General features: G+C 71.6%; 24 protein-coding genes and 1 pseudogene. 14 read left to right on the top strand and 11 right to left on the bottom strand.

Going from position 1 to position 23712, the window contains the following annotated elements; genetic code table 11:
• Positions 1–201: 201 nt before the first annotated feature.
• Both ABZ857_RS10990 and ABZ857_RS10995 read right to left on the bottom strand, forming a co-directional pair.
• A complete protein-coding gene (locus ABZ857_RS10990) occupies positions 202–2136 on the bottom strand; it encodes an AfsR/SARP family transcriptional regulator (RefSeq protein ID WP_357040942.1) in 1935 nt (644 codons plus the stop codon).
• Between the two features lie 490 nt (positions 2137–2626).
• Positions 2627–2983, bottom strand: a complete 357-nt coding sequence (locus ABZ857_RS10995) for a helix-turn-helix domain-containing protein (RefSeq protein WP_357040945.1) — start codon at positions 2981–2983, stop codon at positions 2627–2629.
• A gap of 191 nt (positions 2984–3174) precedes the next feature.
• On the opposite strand from ABZ857_RS10995, the gene ABZ857_RS11000 reads away from it, so the two are divergent.
• Positions 3175–4653, top strand: a complete 1479-nt coding sequence (locus ABZ857_RS11000; RefSeq protein WP_357040948.1) for an MFS transporter — start codon at positions 3175–3177, stop codon at positions 4651–4653.
• Positions 4654–4787: 134 nt separating this feature from the next.
• Here the strand turns inward: ABZ857_RS11000 and ABZ857_RS11005 are convergent.
• Positions 4788–5105: pseudogene (locus ABZ857_RS11005) on the bottom strand (alpha/beta fold hydrolase); the annotation flags it as partial.
• Here ABZ857_RS11005 and ABZ857_RS11010 point away from each other — a divergent pair.
• Entirely contained in the window at positions 5099–5275 is a 177-nt protein-coding gene (locus ABZ857_RS11010) for a hypothetical protein (RefSeq protein ID WP_357040951.1), read from the top strand. The pseudogene ABZ857_RS11005 and the gene ABZ857_RS11010 overlap by 7 nt on opposite strands.
• A gap of 151 nt (positions 5276–5426) precedes the next feature.
• Here the strand turns inward: ABZ857_RS11010 and ABZ857_RS11015 are convergent, their stop codons facing one another.
• From ABZ857_RS11015 to ABZ857_RS11030, 4 genes are read right to left on the bottom strand one after another with little or no spacing between them, the layout of a single operon-like run.
• On the bottom strand, positions 5427–6413 hold the full coding sequence (locus ABZ857_RS11015) for an NAD-dependent epimerase/dehydratase family protein (RefSeq protein WP_357040954.1): 987 nt from the start codon (positions 6411–6413) through the stop codon (positions 5427–5429).
• 5 nt (positions 6414–6418) lie between these two features.
• Positions 6419–6955: a GNAT family N-acetyltransferase gene (locus tag ABZ857_RS11020; protein ID WP_357040957.1), complete on the bottom strand. Its 537-nt coding sequence runs from the start codon at positions 6953–6955 to the stop codon at positions 6419–6421.
• Positions 6943–7515 carry a DUF4865 family protein gene (locus ABZ857_RS11025; protein ID WP_357041103.1) on the bottom strand — a complete coding sequence of 191 codons (573 nt, stop codon included), beginning with the start codon at positions 7513–7515 and terminating at the stop codon, positions 6943–6945. The genes ABZ857_RS11020 and ABZ857_RS11025 overlap by 13 nt, the downstream gene beginning before the upstream one ends.
• A 29-nt stretch (positions 7516–7544) precedes the next feature.
• On the bottom strand, positions 7545–8102 hold the full coding sequence (locus ABZ857_RS11030) for a TetR/AcrR family transcriptional regulator (protein WP_357040960.1): 558 nt from the start codon (positions 8100–8102) through the stop codon (positions 7545–7547).
• 138 nt (positions 8103–8240) lie between these two features.
• On the opposite strand from ABZ857_RS11030, the gene ABZ857_RS11035 reads away from it, so the two are divergent.
• Entirely contained in the window at positions 8241–8903 is a 663-nt protein-coding gene (locus tag ABZ857_RS11035) for a lysophospholipid acyltransferase family protein (protein ID WP_357040963.1), read from the top strand.
• A 60-nt stretch (positions 8904–8963) separates the two neighbouring features.
• A complete protein-coding gene (locus ABZ857_RS11040) occupies positions 8964–10586 on the top strand; it encodes a penicillin-binding transpeptidase domain-containing protein (RefSeq protein ID WP_357040966.1) in 1623 nt (540 codons plus the stop codon).
• 103 nt (positions 10587–10689) lie between these two features.
• Here ABZ857_RS11040 and ABZ857_RS11045 read toward each other — a convergent pair whose 3' ends face one another.
• Complete coding sequence (locus ABZ857_RS11045) at positions 10690–10947, bottom strand: DUF3040 domain-containing protein (protein ID WP_079313873.1); 258 nt, start codon at positions 10945–10947, stop codon at positions 10690–10692.
• A gap of 135 nt (positions 10948–11082) precedes the next feature.
• Between ABZ857_RS11045 and ABZ857_RS11050 the strand changes: the two genes are divergently transcribed.
• From ABZ857_RS11050 to ABZ857_RS11070, 5 genes are all read left to right on the top strand, one after another.
• Positions 11083–12207 (top strand): Rv2578c family radical SAM protein, encoded by a 1125-nt coding sequence (locus ABZ857_RS11050; protein ID WP_357040969.1) that lies wholly within the window; start codon positions 11083–11085, stop codon positions 12205–12207.
• Between the two features lie 491 nt (positions 12208–12698).
• Positions 12699–13607, top strand: a complete 909-nt coding sequence (locus ABZ857_RS11055) for a CatB-related O-acetyltransferase (RefSeq protein WP_357040972.1) — start codon at positions 12699–12701, stop codon at positions 13605–13607.
• Positions 13608–13662: 55 nt separating this feature from the next.
• Positions 13663–14937 (top strand): erythromycin esterase family protein, encoded by a 1275-nt coding sequence (locus tag ABZ857_RS11060; RefSeq protein WP_357040975.1) that lies wholly within the window; start codon positions 13663–13665, stop codon positions 14935–14937.
• A gap of 78 nt (positions 14938–15015) precedes the next feature.
• Positions 15016–15663 carry a 50S ribosomal protein L11 methyltransferase gene (locus ABZ857_RS11065; RefSeq protein WP_357040978.1) on the top strand — a complete coding sequence of 216 codons (648 nt, stop codon included), beginning with the start codon at positions 15016–15018 and terminating at the stop codon, positions 15661–15663.
• Positions 15664–15731: 68 nt separating this feature from the next.
• Positions 15732–17144, top strand: coding sequence for a glycosyltransferase family 4 protein (locus tag ABZ857_RS11070; RefSeq protein WP_357040981.1), 1413 nt, complete (start codon positions 15732–15734; stop codon positions 17142–17144).
• On the opposite strand, the gene ABZ857_RS11075 is transcribed toward ABZ857_RS11070, so the two are convergent.
• Genes ABZ857_RS11075 through ABZ857_RS11085 form a run of 3 tightly spaced genes read right to left on the bottom strand, consistent with a single transcriptional unit; the run spans position 17128 to position 19440 of the window.
• Entirely contained in the window at positions 17128–17829 is a 702-nt protein-coding gene (locus tag ABZ857_RS11075) for a GAP family protein (RefSeq protein ID WP_357040984.1), read from the bottom strand. The two genes, ABZ857_RS11070 and ABZ857_RS11075, sit on opposite strands and share 17 nt — an antisense overlap.
• Positions 17826–18455, bottom strand: a complete 630-nt coding sequence (locus ABZ857_RS11080; RefSeq protein WP_357040986.1) for a TetR family transcriptional regulator C-terminal domain-containing protein — start codon at positions 18453–18455, stop codon at positions 17826–17828. The genes ABZ857_RS11075 and ABZ857_RS11080 overlap by 4 nt, the downstream gene beginning before the upstream one ends.
• A 31-nt stretch (positions 18456–18486) precedes the next feature.
• Positions 18487–19440, bottom strand: a complete 954-nt coding sequence (locus tag ABZ857_RS11085) for a YafY family protein (RefSeq protein ID WP_357040989.1) — start codon at positions 19438–19440, stop codon at positions 18487–18489.
• Between the two features lie 42 nt (positions 19441–19482).
• Here ABZ857_RS11085 and ABZ857_RS11090 point away from each other — a divergent pair, with 42 nt between their 5' ends.
• The 5 genes from ABZ857_RS11090 (at position 19483) to ABZ857_RS11110 (ending at position 23709) form a co-directional block, all read left to right on the top strand.
• Positions 19483–20217, top strand: a complete 735-nt coding sequence (locus ABZ857_RS11090) for an alpha/beta hydrolase (protein ID WP_357040992.1) — start codon at positions 19483–19485, stop codon at positions 20215–20217.
• Between the two features lie 108 nt (positions 20218–20325).
• A complete protein-coding gene (locus ABZ857_RS11095) occupies positions 20326–21222 on the top strand; it encodes an ABC transporter ATP-binding protein (RefSeq protein ID WP_357040995.1) in 897 nt (298 codons plus the stop codon).
• Positions 21222–21947, top strand: a complete 726-nt coding sequence (locus ABZ857_RS11100; protein ID WP_357041106.1) for an ABC transporter permease — start codon at positions 21222–21224, stop codon at positions 21945–21947. The genes ABZ857_RS11095 and ABZ857_RS11100 overlap by 1 nt, the downstream gene beginning before the upstream one ends.
• Positions 21948–21967: 20 nt before the next feature.
• A complete protein-coding gene (locus tag ABZ857_RS11105) occupies positions 21968–23107 on the top strand; it encodes a histidine kinase (protein WP_357040998.1) in 1140 nt (379 codons plus the stop codon).
• Complete coding sequence (locus tag ABZ857_RS11110) at positions 23104–23709, top strand: response regulator transcription factor (RefSeq protein ID WP_357041001.1); 606 nt, start codon at positions 23104–23106, stop codon at positions 23707–23709. Before ABZ857_RS11105 ends, ABZ857_RS11110 begins: the two co-directional genes overlap by 4 nt.
• Positions 23710–23712: the final 3 nt, after the last annotated feature.

Consider the following 23712-nt stretch of genomic DNA (forward strand, 5'->3'; position numbering starts at 1 on the left):
ACACGTCCGCTCAACCCCCTACGTATTCCCATGAATTCCGCAAGGTGCCCGCCTTCTCCTGGCATGCGAAGAGGCCGGACATGTCGTCAATAATGTGGATCGAGGCTATACCCGGCACCATACAAATCTGTGTAGGTCAATGCGGACACAAGCCGGCGAGAAGAAGAAAGCGGCCGGGAGCGGGCCGCCGAAAACAACTGGTCAGATATCAGAGTGAATGTGGAGGATTTCCGCGCGCCGGGTCGCCGACCGGTTTCTGCCCGCGGTCGCGCACGTGGCCGGCCGAGCGGGTGACAGAGTCGCCGCGGGTGTCGTCCAGGCGCCGCGCAGCGCCCGCCGTACGGCCTGCTCCTGATCCTCCTCGGTCTCCTCCTCCCGGGCCCGCTCGCGGGCGAACAGGCGGAGCAGATCGTGCATGCCGTACTCGTCGTGGTCGGACGCCTCCAGGAGCTGGGCCTCGGCGAGGTGGTCCAGCAGGTCGGCGGTGCGAGGCTCCGGGCGGTCGGCCAGGGCCGCGGCGACCGCGACGCTGACGGCGGAGCCACCGAGCAGGCTGAGCAGCCGGAACATGCGGGAGGACTCGGCATCGAGGCCGCGGTAGCTCATCATGAAACACGCCCGCATGGCCTGGTCGTCGGATTGGAGCTCGGACAGGCGGCGGTCCTCCACCGCCAGACGGTCGGCCAGGGCGCGCAGCGACAGCCCCGGCCTGGCGTTCAGCCGGGCGGCGGCGATCCTGATCGCCATCGGCAGGCCGCCGCACGACCGCACGATCGCGCGCGCCGCCCGCCGGTCGGCCGCGACCCGCTCCTCCCCGATCAGGCGCCCGAGCAGCGTGGAGGTCTCGTCCTCGCTCATGATGCCGAGGCGAAAGTGCGACACGGCGTCCAGCGAGGTGAGCATCCTGCGGGCGGTGATCAGCACGCGGCAGGTGGGGCTCGCCGGCAGCAGCGGGCGCACCTGCGCGGCGTCGCGGGCGTTGTCGAGCAGGAGCAACAGGTGCCTGCCGTCGGTCAGCGAGCGGAACCGCGCCGCGGCCTCGTCCACGTCGGGCCGCCCGGCGGTGTCGTCGCCGAGGGAGCGCAGCAGGCGGGCCAGGACGTCGGCCGGGTGCAGCGGCGCGACGTCGGGCGTGGAGCCGTGCAGGTCCACGTAGAGCCGCCCGTCCGGAAACCGGTCCGCGACCTGGTGGGCGACGTGCACGGCCAGCGCGGACTTGCCGGCTCCCGCCGCCCCTGTGATCGCCGAGACGGCGATCGCGCCCGGGCCCGATGAGGTCAGCGCCGTACGCAGGCGGGCGATCTCGGCGGTCCGGCCGGTGAAGGAGGGAGAGCCGATGGGCAGTTCAGCCGGAGCGAACGCCCTGCGGACGGTGCTCACCTGCGGCGGCGCCAGGGCGGGGTCGTCGGCGAGGATGCGCTCGTGCATACGGACCAGCTCCGGGCCGGGATCGATGCCGAGCTCGGCAGCGAGCATCGCCCGCACGCGGTGGTAGACCGCGAGCGCGTCGGCCCGGCGGCCGGTGCGGTACAAGGCCAGCATGTGCTGCGCGCGGAGCCGCTCGTTCAGCGGGTCTCTGCCGGTCAGTGCCTCCAGGTCGGCGAGCATCTCGCCGTGCTGGCCGAGCGCCAGCCGCGCCTCCAGCGAGGCGTCCACGACGATCGCCCTCAGCCGCTCCAGCCGCGCCGCCTCGCCACGCAGCGGCGCGGGCAGGGGCAGCCCCTCCAGGACGGACTCGGCACGCCACAGGCCGAGGGCCCGGGTCAGCCGTTCGAGCGCGACGTCGTGGCGCCCCTCCGCCAGCGCCCGCTGGCCCTGCGCGGCGAGATCCTCGAACAGCGTCACGTCGACCTCGCCGGGCGTGACCCGCAGCACGTACCCGTTCGAGCCCGCCTCGATGCGGGACGGTGCGCCGAGGGCCCTGCGCAGCGCGGAGATGTAGGTGTAGAGGTTCGACTCGGCGGTGGCGGGAGCCCGCTCGCCCCACAGCCAGTCGAGCATCCGGTGACTCGGGATCGCCTTTCCCGCGTTGAGCAGCAGGGCGGCGAGCAGAACCCGCTGTTTGCGCCGCCCGAGTGCGATCGCCTTCCCGTAGGAGGTACGGACCTCGATCGGCCCGAGGATCTTGAAATCCATGTCGCCACCCTGCAGCGCCCAGTGTTGACCGAGAGGAACCGTACAAATAACCATATATCTTGATATGTCCGACCAATGATCGGCGGAGGCGGCCATCGGAGGGTACTCCCCCGAAAGCAATAAAGGTATTACGCGTCCGAATCCCCATCCCTGCCGCACCCCACGGCCCCTATGGACATTCCGGGCGCGTGAAATTCCGGATTTCCCGTCGATATGGGCGAGGAAACGGTCTGCCGCCGAGAGCCGACGGCAGCGCCCGCGACCGGGAAAGAGCCATGCGCGTATTCGCCTTCGAACAAAAGTCCAGCGTCAACAAAGGATGCCGGCTTGACGGCCGCCGCGGCCCGGACGGCGCGGACGGCGCGGACGGCGCGGACGCCGGCGGCCCGCCCTGACCGGCCGCCTTGCCCGGTCCGGGCCCGGCGGGTCCGTTCACCCCATGAAACCCGCGCGGCGGTGGCAGCCGAGCGCCCGCCGGCCGATGCGTGGTTCAAGTTCCGGAGCGGAGCCTTTCGCGGTCCGCCTCGACCGTCTCGTCGTCGACGGCGCCGGTCAGAATGGCGTCGAGCAGTCCCGGGTAGCGGGCGTCCAGGTCCTCCCGGCGCAGGCGCAGCGCGTTTTCCCGTCCGGAGGGCTGCTGCCAGATGACGCCGCTGTCGCGCAGGACCCGCCAGTGGTGGGTCATGGTCGACTTCGACGTCACACCCAGGATGTTCAGGACGCTGCCGCAGTTGTGCTCGCCCCCGGCATCGAGCACCCGCACCACGGCCAGCCGTATCGGGTTGCCGAGGGCGGAGAGGACGTCCTCAATGCGGATCTGCTCACGGTCCGGGTGTCGGTAACTCACTGTCCTACGGTACGTCGACAGTCCGATTGTCGCGTCCTCTGCGCTCCTACCCCTCTGTCGCCGGCCGAGGTTGCCGCTACAGTTCGACTGTACGTAATCTTACGAACATTCGTACTGTGGAACGAGGCTCATCGCCCCCATCCCGCTGCCGGGGGCCTCCCCACGGCAGGACTCGAGAAAGGTTCACTTGCATGTCCGCTTCGTCCGCGCCCGTGAGCCATGCCCAATCTCCCGGCCGCTCCCGGCATCTGGGCTGGATCCTGGCGTTGCTGGCCCTGGCGCAACTGATCTATGCGCTGGACCTCAACATCGTCTTCGTGGCGCTACCCGAGATCGGCTCCGATCTCGGCTTCCCTGGGCAGACCCAGCAACTGGTGGTCAGTGCCTACGTCGTCTTCGCCGGCGGCTTCCTGCTGTTTGGCGGGCGGGCCGCCGACCTGCTCGGCCGGCGGCGCATCTTCGTCCTCGCGCTCGCCGTCTACGCGGTGTCGTCGCTGGCCGGCGGACTGGCCGGCGACCCCGGTGTGATCATCGCGGCTCGCGTCGTCCAGGGGATCGGTGGCGCGCTGCTGCTGCCGTCCACGCTCTCGCTGATCAACACCCTCTTCGAGGAAGGCCCCGGGCGGAACCGTGCTCTGGCGGTCTGGGGCGGAGCCGGCGCCAGCGGCCTGACCGTGGGCGCGCTGCTCGGCGGCGTCCTCACCGAGAACTTCGGCTGGCCGGCCGTCTTCTTCGTCAACGTCCCGCTCGCCGGGCTCGTCGCCCTCGCCGCGCTGTTCGTCATCCCGCGCGACGCGGCCCGCACGGAGCGCCGGCGCTTCGACCTGCCGGGCGCCCTCAGCGTCACGGCGGGCGCCACGCTCCTCGTCTTCGCCCTGGTCCAGGGCCCCGAGCTCGGCTGGCTCAGTGGCTGGGTGATCGGCGCGTTCGTCGCGGCGGCGGTCCTGCTGACCGCCTTCGCGCTCATCGAGACCCGCAGCTCGGACCCGCTGATGCCGTTCCGGCTCTTCCGCAACCCCAGCCTGGCCGCGAGCACGGCCGTCACTTTCATCTACATGGCCACCTTCGGCGTCCTGCCGTACTTCCTCACCGTCCTGCTGCAGACCGTCCACGGCTACAGCGCCCTGCAGACCGGCCTCGCCTTCCTCGTCCCCTCGCTGGCCATCGCTCTCGGCACTCAGCTCGGCGAGCGCCTCACCACGCGCACCGGCCTGCGCCCGACGCTGATCGGCGGCTTCCTGGTCGGCGTCGTCGGCACGGCCGTCCTCGCCTTCGGCTTCGACGCCGACGCGGGCTACCTCGCCCTGCTGCCCGGACTGATCGTCTCCGGCGTCGGCCAGGGCGTCGTGTGGACCGCCATGTGGATCGCCGCCGCCACCGGCACCTCCGCCCACGAGCAGGGCGTCGCCAACGGCGCCGCGTCCACCTCGCTCAACATCGGCAACGCCATCGGTCTGGCGGTCTTCACCGCCATAGCCGACATCGGCACCGGCGGCAAGACCGGAGACGTGCTGCTCAAGGCCACCGCAGAGGGCGAGTTCCTGGTCGTGCTGCTCACCGCCGCCGGCATGCTCCTCGGCTTGCTGATCACGCTCACCCTGCCCAAGCCCTCCACCATGGCGGGCGCGCAGTCGACGGCGAAGAGCGAGGAGCCGCTCGCCGCACGGTGACTCGGCCCGGACCCGCCGTACTCCGGACGGCAGGCGTGGACCCCGCCTCTCCTCGAGCGCCTCCACGGCCGCCGGGGAACGGCGGCGATCCGATGCTTGGTCCCGTCGGCACGAACGTCAGCGGAGCCGCCGATACCGGGCAGGTCGAAGGCGATCACCCGATACCTGTCCGCGGCGAGCGGAATGAGCCGGTCCCAGCGTCGCCGGGGCTGAGGCCGGCCATGCAGCAAAACGAGCACCGGGGCGCGGAAGTCCCCAGCCTCGGTGTACGTCAACCGCCCGGAAGTCACGGCCACCGTTCGCGTCGACGTCATCTCGGTCCCCTCATGCAGCGCGATGTCGCACAACGACTCGCGCCGACCCGGCGACCTGGTCACATACCTGGACAAGCTCGAAGCATGTGGAGCAATTAGCCGCACACCTGACAACAAGGACAGGAGGCGCCGTGTCATCGAACCGACGGCGCTCGGCGGCGAGCTGCTCACCCCGCGCTGACGACGCCCTCGCCGCCGCCACCACGCGTTTCCTGGATCCACTCGACCCTGCGCAGATCACCCAGCTCATGGCGACCTTGACGCGGCTGCTCGGCGCGCACCACCCGGCCCACTGGCGTCAGGTATGAACGCCCCGCAACTCACATCGTCGGCTGTCCGGCGGCATGATCTATTCCGATTCGCCGACTACGGCCTTGGCCAGGCGGTGGCGCGTATGACCGTGCAGGCCCACGCCATGGGCCTGCCTGCAGGCAGTTCCGCGCCTTCGATCTCGAAGGGCTACACGGCTCGGCGCCAGGCGTCGATCACGGCCCGCTCCTTGGCGGGGTCCAGTCCCGGCGGGAACGCGGGGACCTCGCCGGACCCGGTCAGCCAGGCCCAGGTGTCGGCGACGGTCTCCACCACCGGACGGCACCGCAGCCCGGTGGCCAGGGCCCTGCCGACGTCGGTCCGGATGAGCCCGGCCTGCTCGGGACCGGGCGGAATCCATCCCGGCAGTTCGGTCCACCGGTCGATCCCGCCGGCCTCGATCGCTTCGGGATCGACCCAGACCGGCTCCGCGAGCCCGCCGGTGACGGCGACCGCGGACTCCAGCAGGTCCCGGGTCGTGGCGTGGCCCTCCGGGTTGACCAGGTTGACCGGTCCCGTCACGCCGCTCTCGGCCGCGTCGAGGATCCAGGCCGCGAGGTCCCGTACGTCCACGTAGCGGAACGGCTGGGCGGCCGGTCCGGGGGCGAGCATCTCCCCGCCCCGCGCGGCCCGCAGCAGCCAGTGCGGCAGCCGTCCGGGGAGCTCGTACGGCCCGAGGATCAGCCCGGCCCTGGCCAGCACGGCGCGGTCGCCGAAGGCCTCCTCCACGGCGATCTCGCCGCCCCGCTTGTTGGGGGCGTAGTCGATGTCCTCGGCGTCCGCGGACGCCTCGACAGTGGGCCAGTCCTCGTTCAGGCCGGCCGGCGTCGGGGGCGCGTACACCGCCCTGCTGGACACGTACACGTACCTGCCGGCGCGCCCGGCCAGCGCGCGGGCGCTGTCGCGCACGACCCGGGGCGCGCCGGCCCAGGTGTCCACCACCACGTCCCACCGGCCTCCGGCGAGCGGGGCCAGGCCGTCCTGGCGGGTCCGGTCGCCGGTCACCGCCTCGGCCCCGTGGTGGGCCCACCCGGCGAGCCCACGGGTGAAGGTGGTGACGTGCCAGCCGCGCTCCACCGCGGCCGTGACCACCCACCGGCCGACGAACGTCGTGCCGCCCAGCACCAGCAACCGCATGCGGCTCACCCCTGCCTGCGTATCCGGTAGAGGACGTGGCGGCGCAGCGGGTGACCCTCGGGGAGCACCGGGTGGTCGAAGTCCTCGGCGGGGTCGTGGGTCATCCCGAGCCGCCGCATGACCGCCTGCGAGCGGACGTTCGGCACCGCCGTGAACGAGACGACCTCGGTCAGGCCGAGCCTGCCGAACCCGTCCTCCAGTGACGCGCGCGCCGCCTCCGTGGCGTACCCCCGCCCCCAGGCGGACCTCGCGAGCCTCCAGCCGATCTCCACGCACGGCGTGAAGTGGGCGGTGAACCTGGGGACCTGCAGCCCGGTGAAACCGACGAACTCACCGTCCGCCTCGACCGCCCACCAGCCGAATCCGCGCTCGTCGAAACCGGCCTCGATGCGCTCGACCAGCGCGTCGCTCTCCTCCCGGGCCAGCGTGGCCGGGAAGTGCTCCATGACGACCGGATCGGCGTTCAGCGCCGCGAAGGGCTCCTTGTCCTCCTCCCGCCAGCGCCGCAGCACGAGTCGTTCTGTTTTGATCAAATTCGCCACTCGCCGACCTTAGTGCAAGCAGGCTTGGGCCGCTGATGACGGAGCCCGATGCGGGGGGCGGGAGAAAGCAGGGGCGGAAGTCGGCTAAAGTCGTCTGTGGCCGATGTGGTTTGTGTCCCCCGGGCCGCAATCACCGCCTTCACGGAATACCGTTCGGCTGGAGCCGTGTTGTGCATCTCGCCGAGGAGGCGACCGCCACATCGGCCCTCGACGTGGACGCCCCGCGAGACCCGTTCTCGCGGGGCGTCGTGTCTTTTCACCAGGCCCGGCCCCGGGGCAGGACCGCCAGGCCGGGCGCGGACAGGTGCAGCACCTCGTAGCGTTCGGCGCCGGCGGGCGCGGCTCCCGCCGACCAGGAACTCGCCCATCCTCCCGGCGTCCTGCCAGAGGTAGAACGGCGCGTACTGGTTGACCGGCGACCCGGCGGCGCCCCGCTCGCCGATCAGGTAGGCCTTGAGACCGAGCCCGGCCCGGTCGTCGAGGGCATGCCCGCAGGTGGCCACCCGCTCCCGGGTGATCGCCATGTCGTAGTCGGCGGGCAGGGTGATCTCGTACTGCATCGCGTACACGGCGGGGTCTCCTCGGGTGCTCAGGGGCGGGACAGCAGGGCGAGCACGCCGTCGACGGCCTGGTGGAACGGCTCGGGCGAGCCGGCCGCGCGGGCCAGGACGTATCCGCCCTGCAGCACCGCCACGACCGTCGCCGCGGTCGGTCCCGGATCGAGACCGGCGCCGAACTCGCCCCGGTCGCGCCCCTCGGCCAGCACGGCCGCGAGCCGGTCGCGCAGCCACGCGAACGTCTCCTCCACCGGCCGCCGCAGCGCCGGATCCGCCATGACGTCGGGGTCCTGGGTGAGCCGGCCGATCGGGCAGCCCCGCAGCACCTCCCGCTCGCGCCGCAGGTAGGCCGACACGCGCTCCACAGCCGTGCCCGGGCCGCTCAGGATCTCCTCCACCCCTGCGCGCATCTCCTCGGCCGTACGGCCGATCGCGGCCAGCGCGAGGTCGGGCTTGCCGGAGAAGTGGTGATACATGCTGCCCTGCCCGGCTCCCGCCCGCTGCTGGATGGCCCGGGGACTGGTCCCGACATAGCCGCGCTCCCACAGCAGTTCGCGGGTGCTCTCGATCAGGCGGTCCGGTGTGCTCATGGCCGTACATACTAGTAGGTACAGAGAAGTGTTGGTGAAGCCGTACAAAACACGAGGGAGTGTGTTGCAGGGGTCGTACACCTGAACGGGGGTCCGGGCGGCCTAGGGTATGTCCGTCGGACCGGAGAAGGAGAGGCCGTGCTCTACCCCGCCCTGAAGTTCGTCAGCGTTCCCGTCATGCACGCGCTGTGGCGGCCGCGGATGGAAGGACGCGAGCACGTCCCCGCGGACGGGCCCGCGATCCTCGCCTCCAACCATCTGTCCGTGCTCGACTCGTTCTTCATGCCGGCCGTGGTGCCGCGCATGGTGCGGTTCGTGGCGAAGAAGGAGTACTTCACCGGCAACCCCCTCGTCGCGGCGTGGATGCGCGCGATGGGGGCGATGGAGATCGACCGGGAGAACGTCTCCGCCGCCCAGGACATGCTCGACGCCGCGGTGGAGGTGCTGAAGGCGGGCGAGCTGTTCGGCATCTACCCCGAGGGCACCCGCTCCCCCGACGGCCGGCTGTACCGGGGAAAGGTCGGCGTGGCCTGGCTCACGCTGACCACCGGCGCCCCGGTCGTGCCCGTCGCCATGCTCGGCACCGAGAAGGTGCTGCCGCCCGGCACCTCGGTGCCGCGCCTGCACGGCATCGGCGTGCGGTTCGGCGAGCCGATGACCTTCACCGGCGACCCGGGCAGCGCCCGGGACCGGCGGCGGGTGACCGACGAGGTGATGGCCGCGATCCAGCGGCTGTCCGGCCAGGAGTACGTCCCCCGGTACGGCGCCAGCGTCAAGGGCGCCGGCGAAGCAGGAGTGTAAATAACGATTTGGCCCCGCTAGGCTCTGGTCCCGACCGCAGGGCCGTCATAGGGGGTACGCGTGCCGCGAGGACGTACTGTCGCGATCTCGGCCGCCGTGGCCGTCGTGCTGGCCGGAGCCGCCGCCGGTGGCGCCTACTACCTGCTGCACACACGCGGCACGCCTCAGGAGACCGCGGCGCGGTTCACCGCGGCCTGGTCGAGGGGCGACCTCGCGGCGATGAAGGCCGAGCTCGCCTCACCCGCCGCCGGCTTCGACGCGGCGTACGCCGAGCTCACCAAGAACCTCGCGGTCACCAAGATCGCCGTCCGCGACGTACGGGCCGGCGCGGCGAAGGACGACCGGGCGACCGCCTCCTACACCGCGACCGCCACCGTGAAGAACGTCGGCGACTGGACCTACAAGGGCTCGCTCAGGCTCGTGGTCAAGGACCACTACTGGAAGGTCGACTGGGCGCCGTCCGCGGTCCACCCCGCGCTCGACGGGACCAACCACCTGGCGCTGAAGACGTCGTGGCCGCAGCGGGCGGCCATCACCGGCGCCGACGGCGACCGCATCGACGGCGGCGACGTGGGCGGCTCGGTGCAGCAACTCGTCGGCTTCCTGGACAAGGCCAAGGACGAGGACGTCGAGAAGCTGGGCACCGCCTACAAGAAGGGCGACGCCGTGGGCCGCGGCGGACTGCAGGAGACGTTCCAGAAGCAGCTCGCCGGAACTCCCACCACCGAGATCCAGGTGGTGGGCGAGAGCCGGAAGACCCTGCACACCGTCAAGGGCTCCCCCGGCAAGGACCTGCGCACCAGTCTCGACCTGAAGGTGCAGAAGGCCGCCGCCGACGCGGTGCGCGACCTGGACAAACCCGCCTCGCTCGTCGCCGTCAAGCCTTCGACAGGCGAGATCCTCGCCGTCGTGAACAACCGGGGCGGGTTCAACCGGGCACTGGACGGCAAGTACGCTCCCGGATCCACGTTCAAGACGATCACGGCGGCCGGGCTGCTGGCCGAGGGACTGACCCCGTCGAGCCGGGTGACCTGCCCCAAGGAGGCGGTCGTCGGCGGGCTGAAGATCCGCAACTCCGACCACGAGGCGTTCGGGTCGCTGTCGTTCCTCGACTCCTACGCCCACTCGTGCAACACGACGTTCGCCCCGCTCGCCGCTCAGAAGCTGGGCGCGCGCAAGCTGTACGACCTGGCGACGGACCTGGGCTTCAACCAGCCGCTGCGCATCGGCGTCCCGGCGACCCCCGGAAGCATGCCGAAGGCCACCAGCGACGCCGAACTCGCCGCGGAGTCGTTCGGGCAGGCCAGGATCACCGCCAGCCCGCTGGTGATCGCGACCGTGGCCGCGGCGGTGGCCGACGGCTCTTGGCGGCCGCCCACGCTGGTGCCCTCGCTGGAGCAGAAGACCGCTCCCAAGAAGCTGCCGGAGGAGGTCGTCAAGAACCTGCGGTCGATGATGCGGGCGGTCGTCACCAAGGGCACCGCCCACGCCGCCGGACTGCCCGCGGGTACGGCGGGCAAGACCGGGACCGCCGAGTTCGGCACCGGGCCCGAACTCGACTCGCACGCCTGGTTCATGGGCTTCCGCGGCGACTTGGCCTTCGCCGTCGTCGTGGAGGCCGGCGGCATGGGCGGCGAGGTGGCCGCCCCCGTCGCCGCGCACTTCCTCAAGGCCCTGTCCTGACGTGGTAAGCCCGCGAAAGGTCTCGAACGCTTCCTGGCCGAGACCACACCCTCCGACGCGGCAGAGCCCGGCTGCGCCGTGCTCGGCGAGGTCCTGACCGCCGCTAAACCGGGAGAGCGGCGGCGTCGTGCCGCAGGGCCATGACCAGCAGGGTCGCGATCAACGTGGCGATGAGCAGCCAGCTCACCGCGATGATCACGGTGGAGCGGCCCGGCCGGCGGCGGCCGGCGCCCCGCCCCTGCCGTCCGCGCCCCGCACGGTGGTTGAACGACTCGAGCCTGGCCGCAAGCTTCGGGTCCTCGTCGGTGAGGTGCCGCTCGATCATCGCCAGCATCCGCTCTTCGTCCTGCGACCAGGCCATCGCGCAACTCTCCCAGAACGCAAGGTATGTGCCGACGTTCTGCCCAACGATGAAGATCGTTAGCCGTTTCCAGGGCCGCGATTTACGACGCGTTGCACGTTGCGATCTCCATCGAACCTCTGTTCTAATCAGAGAGTGCGATGGGACGGGCTGCGCCTCGAAACGGGGGAAGAAGGGCAAGGGGAGACGACTCCCCTGTTCGCCCGGTCGGCCGTGACGCGGACCTTCGACACCCCGGAGTTCCGGGGCGTGACGTTTTACGAGATCCACGCAAGGTCGATCATCAACCGGGTCCCCTCGGCCAGCCGGGTCCCGTTCGAGTGGACGATCAATCCCTATCGGGGCTGCACCCACGCGTGCACGTACTGCTTCGCCCGCAGGACCCACGAATACCTCGATCTGGACTCCGGGCGGGACTTCGACTCGAAGATCGTCGTGAAGGTCAACGCCCCCGACCTCGTACGCAAAGAGCTGGCGGCGCTCCGGTGGGGCGGGCACCCCGTCGCGATGGGAACCAACGTCGACTGCTACCAGCGGGCCGAGGGTCGCTACCGGCTGATGCCGGGCATCCTCGCGGCTCTGCGGGACGCCCGCAACCCGTTCTCGATCCTCACCAAGGGCTCGTTGATCCTGCGCGACCTCGGACTGCTCCGCGAGGCGGCAGAGGTGACCGACGTCAGCACGGCCGTCTCCGTCGGTTTCACCGACGAGTCGCTGTGGCGGGCCGTCGAGCCGGGCACCCCGTCGCCGCGCAAGCGGCTGGAGGTGTGCGCCACCCTGAACGAGCACGGCATCCCGTGCGGCGTGCTCATGGCGCCGATCCTCCCCTATCTCTGCGACTCCCCGCGGGCGCTGGAGGCCACCGTGCGGCGCATCGCCGAGACAGGCGCGACGCACGTCACACCGATCGTGCTGCATCTGCGGCCGGGCGCCCGCGAGTGGTTCATGGCCTGGCTGTCGCAAGAGCACCCCCGGCTCGTCCCCCGCTATCTGGAGCTGTACGGCCGGGGCGCCTACGCCCCCAGGGCATACCAGGAACGGATCGCCCAGGCCGTGCGCGAACTCGCCCGCGAGCACGGCATCGGCCGGTCGGCCCCGCGCGGCCGCGAAGCAGGAGGAGCGCGCGGCGGCGAAGCAGGAGGAACGCGCGGCGATCGAGCAGCAGGCGCGCGCGGCGCCAGTGTCGGGCGGCGCCCCGGCGAGCGGCCGGTCCCCCCGACCGCACCGGCCGTGACGCCCGAACAGCTCACGCTCCTTTAGGCGGCCGCCTTTCACCTAGGCGACCGCCTTTCACCCGCGCCGAAATCTTCTCTTAGAGATCCGCGGGCACCCGGCCGTGCGCAACGCCACCAACGTCGCGCACCCGATGCGGATCGGCGGGGTGGGCGAGCCGGCCGGGCCCATCAGGTGTCGCCGGCCGCCGACATCCCCCCCAGCGCCGGTACACCGTCGCGCGGTGCACCCCGCGCGCGCGACGACGGTCTCCATGGTGAGCCCGTCACAACCGCGCTCTCCGAGCTGCGCGAGGACCGCGTCGAGCACGACGTACGAATACGGGCGGGGTGCTCTCCCCGTTCTGGTGCCGGAGAAGTCATCGCTGGTGGTCCGGTTGCTCGATGGGACGGCGTCGTGGCAGTATCTTAATGCACCAACTGTCGCAATAGTGGAGTAATCAATGCTCTTCCGAAGCGTTCGCCCGGCCGTGCGGCTTCTGACGGCCGCCCTGCCCTCGAATGCTCCGGAGTGCCTGCGTGCCCGTCCGGATCACCGCGCTTGCCGTCGGTGAGTCCCTCAACGGCGGGCTCGCCCGCGACTCGGTGACCCACTCGGGCGCCGCGGGTGAGCGCACCGGATCGTCCGCGAGAACGACGGCGCCGGTCGGCCGGCTGTCCTCCGGACAGCGGCGGTCTCTCGCCCTGGCACGCATGCTCGGCGAGCCGCCAGGGGCCTCGACACCTCACGCGCCCAAGCCCTCGAACACCCTTGAAGGAAGGAAACGACTGGTGATGCCGACCGTGCCCGCCGACCCGACCGTGGTGCATCCGATGCCCGGGCAGCCGCGGGTGGTGCTGCTCAAACCGCTGATCACCTCGCCGCTGATCGAGGTCGGAGAGTTCTCCTACTACGACGACCCGGACGAGCCGACCGCTTTCGAGACCCGCAACGTGCTGTATCACTACGGGCCGGAGAAACTGGTCATCGGGAAGTTCTGCGCGCTGGCCGAAGGCGTGCGCTTCATCATGAACGGCGCCAACCATCGCATGGACGGCCCCTCGACGTTCCCCTTCCCGATCATGGGCGGCTCCTGGGCCGAGCACTTCGACCTCATCACCGGCCTGCCCGGACGGGGCGACACCGTGGTGGGCAACGACGTCTGGCTCGGATACCGGTCCATGGTGATGCCCGGCGTACGCATCGGCCACGGAGCGATCATCGCCTCGGGGTCCGTCGTCGTCGACGACGTCCCCGACTACGGCATCGTGGGCGGCAACCCCGCCCGGCTCATCCGCCGCCGCTACAGCGACGAGGACATCGAGCGCCTCCTCGCGGTGGCCTGGTGGGACTGGCCCCTCCAGCACATCACCGAACACCTCCGCACGATCATGTCCGGAAGCGTCGACGACCTGGAGCGGGTGGCGCCCGCGCTCCCGCACCGCTGATCCACTCGCGCTCCGGCACCTCAAAGCTCCAGCACTCAGGAATCGAGCCATCAGCATGCCTGCTTCGTCCCACCACAACCCGTTCGCCGACTGGCTTCACGGCCATGCCGTCCCACTCACCCACCTCGACCCGGCGGCGCCACTCGATGACCTGGAGCCGCTGCGCGACGTGGTCGGCAACGCGCGCGTCGTCGCGATCGGCGAGAACTCCCACTTCATCACCGAGTTCTCTCTCATGCGCCGGCGCATCCTGCGGTTCCTGGTCGAACGCTGCGGCTTCACCGTCCTGGCCTTCGAGTACGGCTTCAGCGAAGGCTTCCCCCTTGACGCCTGGGCTCAGGGGGAGGGCGCGGACGAGGATCTGCCGGCCCATCTCGCCGCGGCGATCCCGGTGGGAGTCGACGAGCCGCTGCGCTGGATCCGCCGGCACAACGCCACAGCCGCGGTGCCGGTGCGTTTCGCCGGGATCGACATCCCGGCGGCCGGTGGGTCCCTGCTTCCCGCCCTGGCCCCGGTCGCCGACTACCTGCGTCAGGTCGACCCCGAAGCCCTACCGGCGGTCCAGACGGCGATGCGGATCGCCGCATCGTTCGCCGGTGCCTCCGCGGCCGCGGCAGCGCCCGCATGGACCCGCCTGACCAGCGCGGAACAGGACGCCCTCAGCGCGATCCTGATGCGCCTGCTCATCCGGTTCCGCGCCGTCGAACCGCTGTACGTCTCCCGCGCGGACCAGCGCGGCTACGACATCGCTCTGCGCCGCCTGGAAGGCGCCTGCCAGGGCGACTACACGTTCCGCGCCATGGCCGACCTGTACGCCGGAAGCGGCCTGACCGCGGACACCTCGGCCCGGGACGTCTACATGGCCGGGTCGGTTCTGTGGCATTTGGAGCGCCTCGACCCCGGCACCCGGATCGTGCTGGCGGCCCACAACGCCCACATCCAGAAAACGCCGGTCTCCTTCAACGGCCACCTCACCGGGCTCCCCATGGGACAGCATCTGCAGAACTCCCTGGGCGATGACTATGTCGCCCTCGCCCTGACCAGCATCACCGGGCACACCGCCGACATGCGTCCCGACGAGAGCGCCCGCTTCGGTTTCGCCATCGACAACACGGCCCTGGAGCCGCCCGAGCCCGGAAGCGTCGAAGCCGCCTTCGCCGACGCCGGCCTGGGGCTCAGCATCGCCGATCTCCGGAAGGCGCGCCACGAGACCCCCGGCCCCGACCGCATCCGGATACAGAGTGCCTACGTGCACACCCCCGTCCTCGACGCGTTCGACGGCATCCTCAGCACCCCGGCCTCCACTGTCGCCGGCGACGTCCAAAGCTGAGGACGGCGGGTAGCCCCGGACGCGTGTCCGTGCTGCTACGTCCGTGCTGCTACGTCCGTGCGGCTACGATCGGCGGCCGTGGGGGACGACGCCGAGGACTTCGTCCGCGCGCACACCAGGCTCGCGGCCGTGCCGTACGTGCCGGAGATACGGCTGCGCCTGATCACGCCGGGCGCGGGCGGGGACGACCGTGTGTACGAGCTGTGGGAGCGCGCCGGGCGGCTGCCCTTCTGGGCCTGCCCCTGGGCCGGCGGGCAGGCGCTGGCCCGTCACGTGCTCGACCATCCCGAGATCGTGCGGGGCCGCACCGTCCTCGACCTCGCCACCGGCTCGGGGCTGGTCGCGGTCGCCGCGGCGCTGGCCGGTGCCGCCCTGGTCGTCGCCAATGACGTCGACCCGTACGCGCTGGCGGCCGTCAGGGTGAACGCCCACGCCAACGGCGTCGCGGTGCGGGTCGCGGGCGGCGACCTGCTCGACGGCACGCCGTCCCAGCAGGTCGTGCTGGCCGGGGACGTCTACTACGAGGAGCCGCTGGCCCGGCGGGTCACCCCGTTCCTGTCCCGGGCCGGCGGCGATGTCCTTATCGGAGTGCCCGACCGCGCCTGCTCCTATCTCCCGGAAGGTGCGTTCGAGCCGGTCGGAGTGCATCAGGTGCCCGCCTTTCTGGAGGACGCCCCCAGCAAACGGACGACCATATATGGCCTTTTCCTGCGTAGTGTGACCTAGTTCACAACAACGGAAGAACTGCCGGTTACGTCATAGGGAAGGGGATCTTCATCTGACACGAACGGGGCGTGAGTGTGCCTTCTCTTCACCGCAGGGTGGCCAGGAAAGCGGCCAGGGTGGTCGTACGGGCGCTGGAGGCCCGTGACCGGCAGCGTGCCCGGTCGGCGGCACCGCCCGACGGCCATGAGATCCGCATCCTGCTGCTGCACGCCAACGGCATGGGCGGCACGATCCGGACGGTCTTCAACCTCGCGGGCTATCTGGCCCGCACCCACGACGTCGAGATCGTGAGCGTCGTACGCGAACGCGAGGAGCCCTTCCTCCCCGTTCCTCCCGGAGTGCGCGTCCGCTACCTCGACGACCGGCTGCCCCGCCGTAAGGGCCTGCTGTCCCGGTTCCCGAGCAGGCTGGTGCCGAAGGACGAGGCCGCCTACCACTGGTTCACCCTGCGCACCGACCTCAAGCTGGTCCGCTACATCCGCTCCCGCCGCGGGGGCGTCCTCATCGGGACCCGGCCCGGCCTGAACCTGATCGCCGCGCGCTTCGCACCCCCGGAGATCATCACGGTCGCCCAGGAGCACGGGAACCTGTCCTCACACCAGCCGCTGGTGCGCAAGCAGATCACCCGCAGGTACGGCAGGCACGACGCGGTGGTCACCCTCACGCAGGCCGACCTGCGCACCTACGAGCGGTCCTTCGAGAAGGCGCGCAAGGACCTCCCGGCCGTGCTGGCGCAGGTGCCCAACGCGACGCCCCGCCTGAACGGCGGGGTCTCACCGCTCACCGCGAAGACCGTCGTCACCGTGGGCCGCCTGACCTGGGGCAAGGGCTACGACCTGCTCATCCGCGCGTGGGCGCACGTGGCGGCGCGGCACCCGGACTGGACGCTGCGGATCTACGGCGGCGGCCCCCGGCGGGACAAGCTCCAGGCGTCGATCGACAAGCGCGGGCTCTCCGAGCGGGTGTTCCTCGAAGGCCCGGCCGAGGACGTCGGCGCCGTGCTCGCGGACGCCTCGATGTTCGTGCTGAGCTCCCGCCACGAGGGCATGCCGATGGTCATCCTGGAGGCGATGAGCAAGGGCGTCCCGGTGGTCAGCTACGACTGCCCGACCGGTCCCAAGGAGATGATCAGCCACGGCCACGACGGGCTGCTGGTGAAGCCGGAGAAGATCCACGCGATGGCCGACGCCATCTGCACGCTCATCGAGGACGAGGACCTGCGCGGCGAGATGGGCGCCAACGCGTTGAAGACGGCCGCACGCTACGACCTCGACGTCATCGGCGCGCGGTGGGAGGACCTGCTGTCCGGCCTGGTGGCCCGGCGGCGCGGTCTCGTCCCGCCCGGCGACCCGGTCGCGCACGGGCCGGACGGGACCGGCGAGCACGAGGCCGGGGAGCGGCCGGGCCCTGTCGACGCCGCCGCGCTCGACCTCGGCCGTACGCCGGACGGCCGGACGGCACGTCTCAGCCAAAGTGCGTGAACCACAGGCGCGCGGCCGCGTCACGGGCGATCAGGAACCCCGCGATGGCCAGCACCCAACCCATGACGCCTGCCGCTCTGGCGGCGATCCAGCCGTCCACTCGCCGCAGCACCGGCTCGACCCGGTGCGCGGCGGCGACCCTGGCGAGCAGGAGCAGACCGGCCGGAGCCACCATGACCAGGCAGTACGCCGAGAGCAGCGGCACCATGGCGGCGACGGCCAGGCCGGAGGTGCTCATCATGGCGATGGCGCCCAGATAGGGCAGCATGGTGGCGACCTCGGCCGGCACCGCGACCAGCGCGAGGCCCGCCAGCGAGGCGGCCGAGGCGGACCCGGCGGCGGCACGTTCCCTCCACCGGGAAGCGCCGTCGCGGCCCCCGCGTCGTTTCGGATCGAAGCGGAAGCTCAGGGCGAACAATCCCACACCAGCGGCGAGCTGCACCCACAGCGCCGCCTGGCTGTCGAGCGCTCCGCCCACCGCCGCGGCGGCCGGGCCGGCTCCCAGGGTGATCACGAGGCCGATCGCGAAGTACGCGAGCATGACGGTCGTCAGGTAGACCAGCACCCTGCCCGCCCGGAGCCGCCCGGGGGTGAGCATCAGCCACACGGGAATGAACAGCGTGCCCACGCTCGTACCGTCCAGCAGCGCGAGTCCCACCAGCGACAGCAGCAGTGCCCCGCTCACGGCGGTCCCTCCGTCCGGCCGTCCCCAGCGGCGAAAATCCGGTCGAGGTGGTCGCGGAGAAGTTCACGCACCCGGGCGTCGGTGAACTTCTCCGGCTCCACGGCCCGCTGAAGGGCAAGCCCGTCAGCGAAGGCCGCGAGCGCGAGAGCCTGCGTTTGCGGGTCGGTGTCACCGGGCACCTGCCCCAGCCGCCGGGCGGCTTCGAAAGCGCGCAGGCAGTGTTCCCGGATCTCCTCGGCCCCCGCGACGTGCATGTCACGCAGCGCGGGATGGAAGGGCGCCCTGGCCAGGAACGCCAGCCAGACCCGCCCTTCGGCCGAGCCGTCGTCGTGTGCGCCCGCCACCACGCTCATGGCACGCAACAGCCGTTCCCTGATGTCAGCGCTGGTGGTGCCGTGCAGCGCCGCGGCCACGCGGGCCCGCATCAGCTCACCCAGATGCCCCGCCGCGAACAGCAGCAGCTCGTCCTTGCTCCGGAAGTAGGCCTGCACCAGGCCGGTGGAAGCGTTCAGCTCCCGGGCCACCCGCGGAAGACTAGCCGCCTCCAGACCTTCAGCCGCCACGACGCGCAGCAGCGCCCCGGCCACCCGTCGGCGGCGCTCGAACGGATCCGCGTGTCGTGGCACACCGTAACATTAAGATCATAATCTAACGTGGTCAACACCGGGGCGTGACGTACTCCTCCAGGCGGCGGGCGAGTGCCCGCACCTCCTCGCGCAGCTCCGGTGGCCGGACCACGGTGAACGGCACGCCCAGGCCGGCCAGGATCTGGGCCATGCCGTCGAGCCGTTCGGCGCGGCCGGTCATCCGCACGCCGCCGTCCACCGGGGTGAGCGCCGCCACCGTCGGCGGGATCCGCCGCTGCGCCTCCTCCATCGTCGTGGCAAGCACCACCTCGACCTCGTACCGGTACGGCACACCGGCCAGCGACTCCATGACGTGGGCGACCGCGTCGAACTCCCCCGGGGCGGGAAACTCCTCCTCCGTCGTCTCCGCCCGGCCGATCCGGTCGAGCCGGAACGTCCGCACCTCGCCCCTGCGGTGGTCGTGGCCGGTCAGATACCAGCGGCCCGAATGGAACACCAGCCCGTAGGGATCGACCGTCCGCTCGCTGTCCTGTCCGCGGTAGGACCGGTAGGCCAGCCGTACGCGGAGACGACGGCGGGCCGCGTCGGCCAGCGTCAGCAGCGTGGCGCCGCTCGGCGGGGAGAGCGTGGCGGAGCGGGTGGTCAGGCCGACCATGTCCTCGACGGCGCCGACCCGCTCGCGCAGGGCGTCGGGCAGCACCCGCTGGATCTTCGCGAGCGCGCTCTCGGCCGCCCCCTCGCCCACCGTCAGGCCCGCGCGGCGGCCCGCGAGCAGCCCGAGCACCACGGCGGCGGCCTCGTCGCCGGTCAGCATGAGCGGCGGCAGCCGGTATCCCGGCATGAGCCGGTAGCCGCCATAGCGTCCCCGCTCGGCCTCCACCGGGATGCCGAGGTCCTCCAGCCTGCGCACGTAGCGGCGCACGCTCCGCACGTCCACGTCCAGGCGCTCGGCGAGCTCGGGACCGGTGAGCCCGGGCCGGGCCTGCAGCAGTTCCAGGAAGGCGAGGACGCGATTGGTCGACATATCAGGACCGATTCTGCCCTGATTCGGCTCTAACGTCGACGCATGACGACATACGTACTCGTTCCTGGTTTCTGGCTCGGCGCATGGGCGTGGCGGGACGTGACCGCCGCCCTTCGCGGCATGGGGCACGAGGTCCACCCCCTGACCCTCACCGGCCTCGCCGACCGCGCCCACCTCGCCTCCCCCGCCCTGGATCTGGACACCCATATCCGTGACATCACCGGCCTCATCGAGGCCGAGGACCTGCACGACGTGGTCCTCGTCGGCCACAGCGGGAGCGGCGCCGCGGTCACCGGGGCCGCCGCCCGCGCGGCCGGCCGCGTGAGCCGGGTCGTGTACGTCGAGAGCGGCCCGGTGCCGGACGGCATGGCCCAGATCGACCTGACCGGGCGGGAGTTCGTCGAGAAGCGCGTCGAGGACGGCCGGCGCTACCCCATGCCCTCCTGGCACGAACTGGAGGAGTCGGGCGCGAGCCTGGAGGGGCTGGGCGAGCCCGAGCGTGCGCTGATGGCCGCCCGGGCCACCGACCAGCCGCTCGGCACGATCACGCAGCCCCTCGCGCTGGGCGACGACGCCGCCGCGTTCGCCACGCTGCCGAAGACGCTGGTGAGCTGCTCGTTCCCGCTCGCGCAGGTCAAGGGGCTGATCACGGCCGGGCATCCGGCGTTCGCGCCGCTGGGCGGGCCGGAGTGGGAGCTGCGTGAGCTGCCCACCGGTCACTGGCCGATGCTCTCCCGCCCCGGCGATCTGGCCCTGCTCCTTGCTGATATGACTTAGCAAGCCGACGCCTTTACACTGTAGATTCCCTGGGTGGGACATTTGTCCTGCCCAGGGCCGTATCGATTGATCTACTGGGGCCTGCGGTGCCCGCCTACCGTCGTCCCCATGACCGCGAAATCCCCCGACGCCGTGTCCCTGACCTCGGCGACCAAGCACTTCGGCCCCGTACGGGCCGTGGACGGGCTCACGCTCGCGATCCCCCGCGGCCAGACGGTCGCCCTCCTCGGCCCCAACGGGGCGGGCAAGTCGACCACCATCGCGCTGCTGCTCGGGCTGCTGCCGCCCGACTCCGGGCGGGCCGCGCTGTTCGGGCTCGACCCCGAGCAGGCCGTACGGCAGGGCCTGGTGGGCGCGATGCCGCAGGAGGGCGGCCTGATCCCCCGGGTCACGGTCCGCGAGTTGCTGGCCTTCGTGTCCGGGACCTACGCCGCTCCCCTCCCCCTCGACCGGGTGCTCGCGCTCGCGCGGATCGGGGACCTGCGCGACCGCCGGGTGGACCGGCTGTCCGGCGGGCAGGCGCAGCGCGTGCGGTTCGCGATGGCGGTGTGCGGCGACCCCGGCCTGATCGTCCTCGACGAGCCCACCGCGGCGCTCGACGTGGAGGCCCGGCGCGAGTTCTGGGACGGCATGCGCGGGCTGGCCAGCCAGGGCAAGACCATCCTGTTCAGCACCCACTACCTGGACGAGGCCGACGAGCACGCCGACCGGGTCGTCGTGCTCGGCCACGGCCGGGTGATCGCCGACGGCACCAGCGCGGAGATCAAGCGGGCGGTGGCGCTGACCACGGTGAGCGTGACCGCCGACGGCGAGTCCGCCTGGCTCGCGACCCTGCCGGGCGTGCGCCACATGGAGATCAGGGGCGGCCGGGTCCACCTGCGCAGCGGCGACTCCGACGCCACCGTCATGGCCCTCGCCCGCGCGGGGGCCGTACGCGGCCTGGAGGTCGTCCCCGCCGACCTGGAGGACGCTTTCGTGGCCCTCACGGCGAAGGAGAACGCGTGATGTGGGGATACGTACGGCTCGAACTGATCAGGACCATGCGCGACGGCGGCTACGTGATCTTCGGGATCGTGATGCCGGTCGTCATGTACCTCGTCTTCACCAACCTCGGCCTGGCCCCCGGCGACCGGCACGACGCCGCGATCTACACGATGGTCAGCATGGCCGCGTACGGCGCGCTCGGCGGCGCGTTCAACAACGGCAGCGGCATCGCGGAAGATCGCGCGGCGGGGTGGCTGCGCCAGTTGCGGCTCACTCCGCTGACCCCGGCCCAGGTCGTGGCGGGGAAGGTCGTCACCGGAGTGGCCGGCGTCGTGCCGAGCATCGCGGCCGTGCTGCTGACCGGCCTGCTGGTCAACCACGTCACGCTCCCCCCGCAGCGGTGGCTGGCCATCGTCGTGCTCCTGTGGGCGGGGACCGTGCCGTTCTCCCTGCTCGGCCTCGGCAACGGCTACCGCCTGTCGGGCCAGTCGGCGGCGATGGCCAACATCGCGACCATGCTGACGCTGGCCATCCTCGGCGGCCTGTGGGTGCCGGTCGAGAACTTCCCGTCCTGGCTGCGGGCGATCGCCGAGTGGACCCCGTCGAACAGCTACGCCGGCCTGTCGTGGCGGATCGCGTTCGGCGACGTCCCCACCGTCCGCCAGGTCGTGATCCTGTCGGCCTGGCTGCTCGTCTTCGCCGTCTACGCGGTGTACGGCTACCGCCGCGCCGGCCGCCGGGCCTGACCGCTAATGTGACGTTCCCGATGACGACAGAGCGCGACACCTGGCTCGACCCGCTGCGCGAGGGCGAGCGCGGCCCCGACGCCAAGGGCATGTACCTGTGGGCGGTTGTCACGGCAGCGCCCGTGTGGGACATCGCGCACGGCCGCTCGCACCCGCTGTGGCTGGCCTGGCCGGCCGCGCTGGCCGCCGCCGGGCTCTACGTGGTCACCACGCACTACGCCTTCGCCGACAGGCGGCGCGCCCTGCCGGTGCTCGGACTGCTCACGGTGGTGGTCCTGGCGTCCGCCGCCGGGTTCCGGCACAACTGGCTCTACCTGGTCGTCATGCTGGCCGTCGCCACCGGGACCACCGTGCGCGGCAAGGTCCTTCCGGTGGTGCTGTTCGCCGAGTGCGCCGCGGCCCTGGCCGTGGCCGCAGGGGCCGGAGCCGACCTCACCGGCATCCTCGCACTGGTCTGGGGCACGTTCACCGCGGGCCTCATCCCGGCGATCATCATCCGGTTGTGGGAGGCCATCCACGAGCTCAAGGCCACCCGCGAGGAGCTCGCCCGGGCCGCGGTGACCGAGGAGCGGCTGCGCTTCTCCCGCGACCTGCACGACCTGCTCGGCCACACCCTCTCGGTCATGGTCGTCAAGGCCGAGGCCGTACGCCGGCTGTCGCGGGTGGACGCGGACGCGGCGGCCGGGCAGGCGGCCGACATCGAGCAGATCGGGCGGCAGGCGCTGACCGAGGTGCGCGCGGCCGTCACCGGCTACCGCGGCAGGGGCCTCACCGCGGAGCTCGACTCCGCCCGCACCGCACTCGCGGACGCCTGCATCAAGACGAGCGTCCGCACCTCCTCCGTGCGGCCCGGCCCCGAGACCGACGCCCTGCTCGGCTGGGCCGTACGCGAGGGCGTGACCAACGTCGTACGGCACAGCCGCGCGTCGGCCTGCGAGATCGGCCTGCGCGACGACGGCGGGCTCCTGGTCCTGGAGATCCGCGATGACGGCCCGCCGAAGAAGTCCCACGGGCACGGCAACGGACTGATCGGCCTGCGCGAGCGGGTGAAGGCCGCCGGCGGCGCCGTGGAGACCACCGCGCCGCCGGACGGAGGATTCCTGCTCCGGGTGGCGGTGCCGTACGAAAAGGAGCCGTACGAAAAGGAGGACGGCCAGTGATCAGGGTGCTGCTGGCGGAGGACCAGGGCATGATGCGCGGCGCGCTGGCCCTGCTCCTGGGTCTGGAGGAGGACATCGAGGTCGTCGCCCAGGTCGGCCACGGCGACGAGGTGGTGGACACCGCCCTGCGCACCCGGCCCGACGTGGCCCTGCTCGACATCGAGATGCCGGGCCGCGGCGGGCTGGAGACCGCCGCCGACCTGCGCGAGCGCCTGCCCGGCTGCGTCGTGCTCATCCTCACGACGTTCGGGCGGCCCGGCTACCTGCGTCGCGCCATGGAAGCCGGGGCGCGCGGGTTCCTGGTCAAGGACGGCCCGGTCGAGGAGCTCGCCGACGCCGTCCGCCGCGTGCTGCGCGGCGAGCGGGTCATCGACCCCGCCCTCGCGGCGGCGGCGCTCAGCACGGGCCCGAGCCCGCTGACCGACCGGGAGCGGGACGTCCTCGCCGCGGCGGCCGACGGCTCGACGATCTCCGACGTCGCGGCCCGCCTCCACCTGTCGGAAAGCACCGTGCGCAACTACCTGTCGTCGGCCATCGGCAAGACCGGCACCAGGAACCGGATCGAGGCCGCCCGCCTGGCCCGCCACAACGGCTGGCTGTAGAGG

It is taken from the genome of Microbispora sp. NPDC046933 (assembly GCF_040644635.1).
Lineage (GTDB): Bacteria > Actinomycetota > Actinomycetes > Streptosporangiales > Streptosporangiaceae > Microbispora.